We start from the raw sequence: 8073 nt of genomic DNA on the forward strand, positions 1-8073 counted from the left end.
CCAATTTTTTCAAAATACCATTTCCACACTTCTGGATTAATAGGCTCACCCACAGACCCCAAAAGCCTTAAGCTCGATAAATCCTTGTTGTCCACATATCCGTCACCCCATTTTATGGCCATTCTTATGGCCGTAGGTGAAGTGTACAGTATTGTAACTCCATATTTCTCTATAATATCCCATATCCTATCCTTCTCCGGATGGTTAGGTGCTCCTTCGTATATTACCACTGTGGATCCATGTGACAAGGGACCGTATACTATATAGCTGTGTCCAGTTATCCATCCTACATCCGCTGTACAGAAATATACATCCTCATCTCTAATATCGAAGACCCTTTTAAAGGATGAATTAACTCCAGTCATATATCCACCTGTTGTGTGTACTACCCCTTTAGGCTTGCCCGTTGTCCCACTTGTATAAAGAAGGAAGAGAGTATCTTCAGCATCCATGGCTTCAGGCTCGCTTACATTCTTTTTCCAGTCTCTATCAGCCCAGTCCATAAGCTCGTCATACCAGTAGTCCCTGTCCTTTTCCATAAATATATGGTGTTTTGTCCTCTTGACTACTATTACATTCTCAACGAATTCATTTTCGTCAACAGCTTTATCCACATTGGTCTTGGCCGGAACCACGCTTCCCCTTCTCCAGTAACCGTCCACCGTAATGACCAGCTTCGATTCCGAATCATTTATCCTGTCCTTCAAAGCGTTTGATGAAAACCCTCCAAATACGACGCTATGAGGTGCTCCTATCCTTGCACACGCAAGCATTGCAATTACTGTTTCTGGAATCATGGGCATATATATTGTAACGATGTCTCCCTTCTTCACATTCATCCTCTTAAGAACACTTGCGAATTTGGAAACTTCCCTGTAAAGATCATTGTATGTTAGTACCCTCTGATCTCCTGGTTCTCCTTCAAATATTATTGCAGCCTTGTTTCTAGTCCAACTGTTAAGATGTCTATCTATGCAATTATAGGAAGCATTAAGCTTTCCACCCTCGAACCATTTATAAAATGGAGCTTCTCCAGATAGTACAGTATCCCAGTTTTCAAACCAATCGAGTTTTCCAGCTTCCCTTTCCCAGAATTTCTCATTGTCTGTTACCAAATTTACAGGTTTTACATTGTTACTGTCCGCAAATTCTATATTCTTATAGTATGCTTCATTATATTTACTTATTCTTACTTCACTCATTTTAAAACTCCCTTCTTTTATTTCGTCTTATTTATTTCTTAATCACATCATACTTTCATATACAAACATTCTCAATTCTTATCTTTTAAGCAGTCTAAATTGGCAGTTGAGATGTGGATTTTGCAGGGCAAACGGTTTCCAGCTGCATTTTTAATAGCCCATTGCCGTTCACCTAGTCAATACTGCCGTTGACAGACAAAATATCCACTATCAGCGGTTTTATTTTGCTTTTACCCTTCATTTTAGTATAATATTAGTAATAGATATTGAAGGAAGTGTTATTTATGAAATACTTGAAACTAAACTACGAACTCATACTTATATACATACTCGTTCTACACATAGCACTCTTCGGAGGATTGTTTGCCATAGATTCAGATCACTGGAACTACTATCTTATTCTCATGATTTCCAGTTTCTCCGTAAATTCCTTAATACTATACTTCTATAATTTTTTTCATACAAAGAAAGTAGAAAGAAGCATTAAAGAATACGCAACGCTTGAGGATGCTATAAGAATTGCTGACAAGGCTATACCTCTTTTCTACCAGGGATTAAACGAGGAAACTGCCTATAATATAGCAACTACGGTGAAATCCATGACAAATGCACCTTCCGTTGCAATAACAGACAAGAAAAAAGTCCTTGCATTCATTGGTGAAGGATGCGAAAAACATCCCGTAGGATACCCCATAAAGACAAAGGCCACTTTGGATGCAATAGAATCAGGAGAAATAAAGATTATTAGAAGCAAGGAGGAATTCAACTGTACCGTTAACGATTGCAACTGTCCACTTGAATCGGCAATAATAGTACCACTTTCAAATAAAAATGAAGTAATAGGAAGCTTAAAGATATATGAAACATCAAAAGGAAAGATAAAGGAAGACAAGATAAGGCTGGCATCAGGAATGGGCAAACTTCTAAACATGCAGATTGAACTAGCAGAACTTGACAGGCAGAAACAACTTGCCACTTCAGCCAAGCTTGACGCCCTTCAAGCACAGGTTAATCCCCACTTTCTATTCAATGCCCTTAATACAGTAAATATGTATATTACAAAGGACCCAAAATTTGCAAGAAAACTTGTTGTAAAGCTTTCACTACTTTTAAGGTATATGCTTAAGAATACAGGAAGGTTCATCACTCTTAAAGAAGAAATTTCCCATATAGAAAACTATATTGCTCTTGAAAACGCAAGATTCCAAGATAAGATTGAAGTAGTATACGACATCGATAACAATCTTAGCAAGCTGAAGATTCCTATACTTTCCATCCAACCTCTGGTACAAAATTCCATACTTCACGGACTTCTCCCTAAGGATGGCAAAGGAAAGGTAACCATATCGGTCCACAAGGTTGACGATAAAGTACTTATTAGTATTATCGACAACGGAGTAGGAATCAAACAAAATGATATGGAAAAAGTATTTACAGCCGGCTACGGAAAGGGCTGTGGTGTTGGAGTATCAAATGTAAATGAAAGGCTCAAGATTCTCTACGGCGAAGCCTACGGACTTGAGATTAGAAGCAGATTCAAAACGGGTACAAAGGCTTATTTTTCTGTACCTGTCAACGAGGAGGGATGATTTGAATGATTCTACGAGCACTCATAGTTGACGATGAATATCCAGCAAGAGAAGAGCTGAGATACCATCTCAAGGAATACGACAATATAAAGATAGTAGGCGAGGCAGGAAAGGTCTCGGAAGCTATGGAACTCATTGATGCTCTACATTACGATGTAGTTTTTCTGGATGTCAACATGCCTTCAGAAAGCGGCATCGATCTTGGCGTTAAACTTCTCGAAAAAGAGAATCCTCCTTGCATAATATATATCACTGCATACGAGGAATATGCCGTTGAAGCCTTTGACGTAAATGCGGTAGGGTATGTTCTGAAGCCTATTGATGAAGATAAGCTAAGGCGCGCCATAGAAAAGGTAACAAGAATTCTGAAAAAGAAGAGTAATTCCAATTCAGTACCTGTGATGGATGCACCTACAGCTAGTGAACTGAAGATTGTAGTTCCTGTAAGCTCAGGTGTGGCGGGAAAGATATCAGCATTTGAAAACGACAAGACTGTTCTTGTTGACACCACCGATATCTACTTTGCCTATGTTGATACAAATTATGTATTCATAAAAAAATACGCCCTCAAGCTCATAACAAAATATACACTCCTAAGGCTTGAAGAAAAACTCACCTATGAAAACTTTATGAGAATAAGCAGAAGCCACCTTGTTAACATAAGCAAGATAAAGGAAATATCTCCATTCTTCAATGGGAGATGCACCATAACACTGACAGACAAGGAGTCCACCAAAATCCAGGTAAGCAGAAGACAGTCCTCTGAGCTAAAAAAGCTCTTTGACATATAGACATCCGCGTAAGCGGTGTTGTCAGCGTGGAAAGTTTACCTTGAACGCAAAATACCAACGCTTCAAGGGATTTTGCATAATTTAACTTTCCTAAGCTACGACCAACAATCGATCATTAGAATCCAAACCCATGGGTTCTTTGATAATAAATTTTCCACATGATATGTATAACAGTTGCAGACTTACAGCTCTGGACCTTCACGTCCTCGGCTGTATTTTTGCATTATCTTCCGAAACACCTTCCTGATCCATTTCCATGTCCAGATCGTCTAAAAAATCAAGAATTTCATCTTCAGTCTCTTCCCCATCAACTTCAGGGGGCATCTTCTCTCTACCGGCTTCTCGTTCATAGATTTCCCTTCTTGTATTGCACGCGTTCAGGTACCTAGTCATTCAGGTTGAAAAGCTCCATTATGTCTTTATCTTTGATTTCCCTGTCGGTTGCTTTTTCCGAATTTTTAAGCATGTCACCCATCTTCTGCTCAACGGATTTCTTAATAAGGTCCTTTATCTCTATATCCCTCAGCATGAAAAAGAGAGTAGGGTCCTTGTCGAATCTAGCACCTATTCCATAGAGCACTGCTGCAATATGCTTGCACATATATGCACTGTCCGGACAGCTGCATATGAAATGGATTTCATCAGGTCCAGGAAACAGACCCTCTCCCTTCAACGCAAAAGTCTCTTCTAGCTCCTTTGGAAATTCACCCTCAGCCAGTGCTTCCAGACTATCTATCTTATGGCTGTATAGCTTGAGAATGGATTTCCATTTCGACAAGGGTAGCGGATCGATTCCTATAACAACCTCATAGGGCTTCTTGCGACTGCCTTGAACAAGAGCTATAACCCTGCCCTTGGTTATCTTGAGATCGAGGACTGCACCGTATTTGACATACTTCTTTCCCCTTGCTATTCGGTTAGAATAGTCGGCATAGCTTTCCAGATTATTGTTCCATGCAATCCCCCACCAGTTTTTTGCAATCTTGTTTCCTGAAATAATTACAGGTTCAATATCCTTATTCTTTTTCATAAGCGAAGCAAGTTTCTTTTCAATTTTAGCCTTTTCTTCCGCTGCTGTTATGTATGTTTTGAATTTTCCTCTATAATAACCCATGACTACCTCCTTTCATACTATATTTTCAAACTGAACATTTCAAGAAGTTCATTATTGCCAAGTTCAGTAATCCATGCCTCTCCACCTTTGCCGATTACATCATCTGACAGGGCAGTTTTTTCATCTATCATTTCATCAATTTTTTCCTCTATTGTTCCCTTTGCGATTAACTTGTGCACCATGACATTCTTGTCCTGGCCGATTCTAAATGCTCTGTCAGTCGCTTGGTTTTCAACTGCAGGATTCCACCACCTGTCAAAGTGAACAACGTGGTTTGCAGCCGTCAGGTTCAGACCTACCCCTCCAGCCTTGAGAGACAGCACCATGAATGGTATAAGGTCATCGTTTTGAAATCTTTCTACTATCTCGCCACGTTTTTTCACAGGTGTACCACCATGAATCACAAGTCCCTTCTTTTGGAAAATATTTCCCAAAAACTCCATCAGAGGATCTGTCATTTCTCTAAATTGAGTAAAAACAAGAAGTTTCTCCCTTTTTTCATGTATTGTCTTGCATATTTCATCAAGGGTTTCAAACTTTCCACTATGCGAAATTTTGAATTCACCTTGACCGGAATAATGATCCGGGTGGTTGCAGATTTGCTTAAACTTCATTATACTTCCAAGAACAAGACCCTTTCTTTGAATACCTTCGGCCTCCTCAATTGCAGTGGTAAGATCATTCAATACTTTGTTATATAAAACGACCTGCTTCTTGCTAAGACCTGAATATGTTTTGATTTCAACCTTGTCAGGAAGATCATCCACTATGGACTTATCCGATTTCAGACGCCTCAATATGAATGGACTGATCATTTTTCTCAATCTATCGTAATCGGAATGCTCTTCATTAATCTGTTTAATAAAATGCTTGAATTCCTTTAGATTTCCAAGAAGACCTCTGTTGAGAAAGTCAAAAATCGACCACAAGTCCACAAGATTGTTTTCAATAGGAGTTCCCGTCAAGGCTATTCTTCCATCAGCTTTTATATTCTTTATGGCTTTGGTTCTCTTAGTAGCTGGATTCTTTATTGCCTGGGCTTCATCCAACATTAGCATATTCCATTCTATATTCTGAAGCTCTTCAATCCTACTGGCCATGCCATAAGTTGTTATTACCATATCATACTGTTCCATATCATCAGATGATACCATGTCCTTTTTGTTGAAAATCATCTTGTAATTTGTTTTCGGCAAGAATCTCTCAATCTCCTTTTGCCAGTTTCCCATGAGGGAAGCGGGCACTACGAGCAATGATTTTATTTTTCCCCTTGAAGACATAACATCCATCAAGGCTATTACCTGAACAGTTTTACCAAGACCCATATCATCTGCCAGACAAGCTCCAAACCCGTAATTAGTCATGGTGTCGAGCCATTTCAAACCATCGACCTGGTAATGTCTAAGAACAGCCTTAAAGTCTTCTGAAGTTTCTACATCGCTTAATGAATCTGGATTCCTCAACTTTTCTAGAGTTGTTTCAAGCCATTCACCTCTTTCAACATCAATGTCTATATCCTCATCGATAAGAAGTCTGTCTTCTATGTCCAGCTGCATCCTCATAGCTTCACTCATGGTGATAAATCCGTCTGAGGCCATCTGTTGGGCTTTTTCATATGCTTCCAAAGTCCTTTTAAGCTTGTCATGGTCGACCTCAATCCATTTGCCCTTAATAAGTTTTAGCCCTTCAGTCCCTTCCATCAATTCTCTCAGCTCTTCAATGGTTATATCACTGTCTCCCAGATACAATACAGGATCGAAGGACATGAGGTTATCAAGACCCACCTTTGAAGGTTTGTCCTTTCCAATACCAATACTTATTCTGAAACCACCTGATTTCTTTTTCCACCAATTTGGAATTCTGCATAGCACGCCACATTCCTCATAAGTCTCCACTTCCCTAAGAAAGGTATATGCTTCTTCTACGTCCAGCTTCAAAGGTTTAAAAATCTCTCCACTTTCAACTATTTCGGATATGAAATCACTGGATTTAACCGCCCTGCTTACAGTTGATAATAGTGACAACAATTTATCCTGGTCACCCTTGAATTCTTCAAGTGCATTTTTCAAAGGCAGGTGTACTGACTTCCTTCCACCTTCTCTAACTTTGCTGTAGGTTGCAAGAAATGCAAAGGGATAGCCGCCTTCCCTGCTTTCAACAAGATGAAAATATACACGACCAGCAAGGCTCAGTTTATCATTTCTTTCTAAAAGATAGCTTGCTACAGTACCTTCATATCTGCCAATTTCTTCCTGGAATACTATATCCATGCTTCTGAAGGCACTTGAAATCCACCCTTCATCAATATTATTCATGCCGATTGCATAGGGTCTCCTCAACATAACTTCATCTATCAATTCCCGAGAAGGATTTAATTCAAACCTTTCCCTCAACAGTTCTATTTCAGGTGTTTTTGTCAGTTCCTTAATATAGGAATTCGCAAGATCATACAAAAAACCCATGGATTCAGATAATTCAGTAGTGTCTCTACAAAATCCCATATTGAAAACCATTTTATAGGAATTATCAAGATACTCCTTGTAGAGTTTTTCCTGGAATTCACCATCAATTTTTTTTGTACCGTACTCTTCAAAGTCAAGATAGAAGTCCTTCTCTCTGAAAACGGCAATCAACTCTTTCTTATCTTTTCCCGCCATTACATAACCTCTTCATAGTTATTTTTATTTCCTGGTATTTAAAGTCATAAATATTCTACACCAAGAAGCCTTGTTTTTCAATAAACCATCACAATTCTCCGTTGTAAATGTCAAACACCGTCTTATTTTTACCTTAAGCATCCAAATTAACCTTTAAACGGCAAAAAAACTTTAAAAGTTTCAGACAAAGATCAACGAACCACTTAAATGCCTTAATTCGTTGTTTCAACCGTCAATTAGAACCATACAAAAGTTATTCATTGAGAATTTTCCACAACCTGATGTAAGCTTGGTGTATAAACAAAGCGGCTAAGTCACGTCAACCACAATATAGGGAATTGTCGCCGCGGCCAAAATAATAAGGAGGAATTATAATGAATTTAAAATCAAAAGAAAAAGAAAGGATAACAAAAAAGTTCTGGAGTAAGAATCTTAGACTCATCACATTCTCAATGATTATATGGTTCGCCTCATCCTACGGGATAGTCATACTGCTGGGAGACGTACTGTCCGGAGTTAAATTCCTAGGATGCACACTTCCATTCTGGTTTGGACAACAGGGTTCTATAATGGTGTTCTTCCTACTGGTGCTTAACTATGCAGTACGAATGGACAACATTACCAAAAGCCTTAAGATGGAATATGAAGGCAATAATGTAGTTAACATAAAAGAGAAAGGAGCTTAATCATTATGGTAGAAAAATATACTTTAACTTTAAT

At 38.8% G+C, this 8073-nt stretch carries 7 protein-coding genes; 3 read left to right on the forward strand and 4 right to left on the reverse strand.

Annotation, left to right across the window (positions count from 1 at the left end; translation table 11 throughout):
• Positions 1-1202 (reverse strand): AMP-binding protein (locus AC3AX0_RS03720; RefSeq protein ID WP_487548961.1); only part of this gene is annotated, 1202 nt, incomplete at its 3' end.
• A gap of 284 nt (positions 1203-1486) precedes the next feature.
• Here AC3AX0_RS03720 and AC3AX0_RS03725 point away from each other — a divergent pair.
• Both AC3AX0_RS03725 and AC3AX0_RS03730 read left to right on the forward strand, forming a co-directional pair.
• Positions 1487-2791, forward strand: coding sequence for a histidine kinase (locus AC3AX0_RS03725; RefSeq protein ID WP_487548962.1), 1305 nt, complete (start codon positions 1487-1489; stop codon positions 2789-2791).
• Positions 2792-2796: 5 nt separating this feature from the next.
• Entirely contained in the window at positions 2797-3582 is a 786-nt protein-coding gene (locus tag AC3AX0_RS03730) for a LytR/AlgR family response regulator transcription factor (protein WP_487548963.1), read from the forward strand.
• A 198-nt stretch (positions 3583-3780) separates the two neighbouring features.
• On the opposite strand, the gene AC3AX0_RS03735 is transcribed toward AC3AX0_RS03730, so the two are convergent.
• From AC3AX0_RS03735 to AC3AX0_RS03745, 3 genes are read right to left on the reverse strand one after another with little or no spacing between them, the layout of a single operon-like run.
• A complete protein-coding gene (locus AC3AX0_RS03735; RefSeq protein WP_487548964.1) occupies positions 3781-3975 on the reverse strand; it encodes a hypothetical protein in 195 nt (64 codons plus the stop codon).
• Positions 3968-4696, reverse strand: a complete 729-nt coding sequence (locus AC3AX0_RS03740) for an SWIM zinc finger family protein (RefSeq protein WP_487548965.1) — start codon at positions 4694-4696, stop codon at positions 3968-3970. The genes AC3AX0_RS03735 and AC3AX0_RS03740 overlap by 8 nt, the downstream gene beginning before the upstream one ends.
• Before the next feature lie 17 nt (positions 4697-4713).
• A complete protein-coding gene (locus AC3AX0_RS03745) occupies positions 4714-7353 on the reverse strand; it encodes a DEAD/DEAH box helicase (RefSeq protein WP_487548966.1) in 2640 nt (879 codons plus the stop codon).
• Between the two features lie 374 nt (positions 7354-7727).
• Here AC3AX0_RS03745 and AC3AX0_RS03750 point away from each other — a divergent pair, with 374 nt between their 5' ends.
• Positions 7728-8039 (forward strand): DUF4212 domain-containing protein, encoded by a 312-nt coding sequence (locus tag AC3AX0_RS03750; protein ID WP_487548967.1) that lies wholly within the window; start codon positions 7728-7730, stop codon positions 8037-8039.
• The last annotated feature ends 34 nt before the right edge of the window (positions 8040-8073 follow it).

The organism is Dethiosulfatibacter sp., assembly GCF_983023055.1.

Bases quoted from the DNA above. Each gene is read 5' to 3' on its own strand.
- AC3AX0_RS03725 (WP_487548962.1), top strand. From the start codon at position 1,487: ATGAAATACTTGAAACTAAACTACGAACTCATACTTATATACATACTC.
- AC3AX0_RS03730 (WP_487548963.1), top strand. From the start codon at position 2,797: ATGATTCTACGAGCACTCATAGTTGACGATGAATATCCAGCAAGAGAA.
- AC3AX0_RS03735 (WP_487548964.1), bottom strand. From the start codon at position 3,975: ATGACTAGGTACCTGAACGCGTGCAATACAAGAAGGGAAATCTATGAA.
- AC3AX0_RS03740 (WP_487548965.1), bottom strand. From the start codon at position 4,696: ATGGGTTATTATAGAGGAAAATTCAAAACATACATAACAGCAGCGGAA.
- AC3AX0_RS03745 (WP_487548966.1), bottom strand. From the start codon at position 7,353: ATGGCGGGAAAAGATAAGAAAGAGTTGATTGCCGTTTTCAGAGAGAAG.
- AC3AX0_RS03750 (WP_487548967.1), top strand. From the start codon at position 7,728: ATGAATTTAAAATCAAAAGAAAAAGAAAGGATAACAAAAAAGTTCTGG.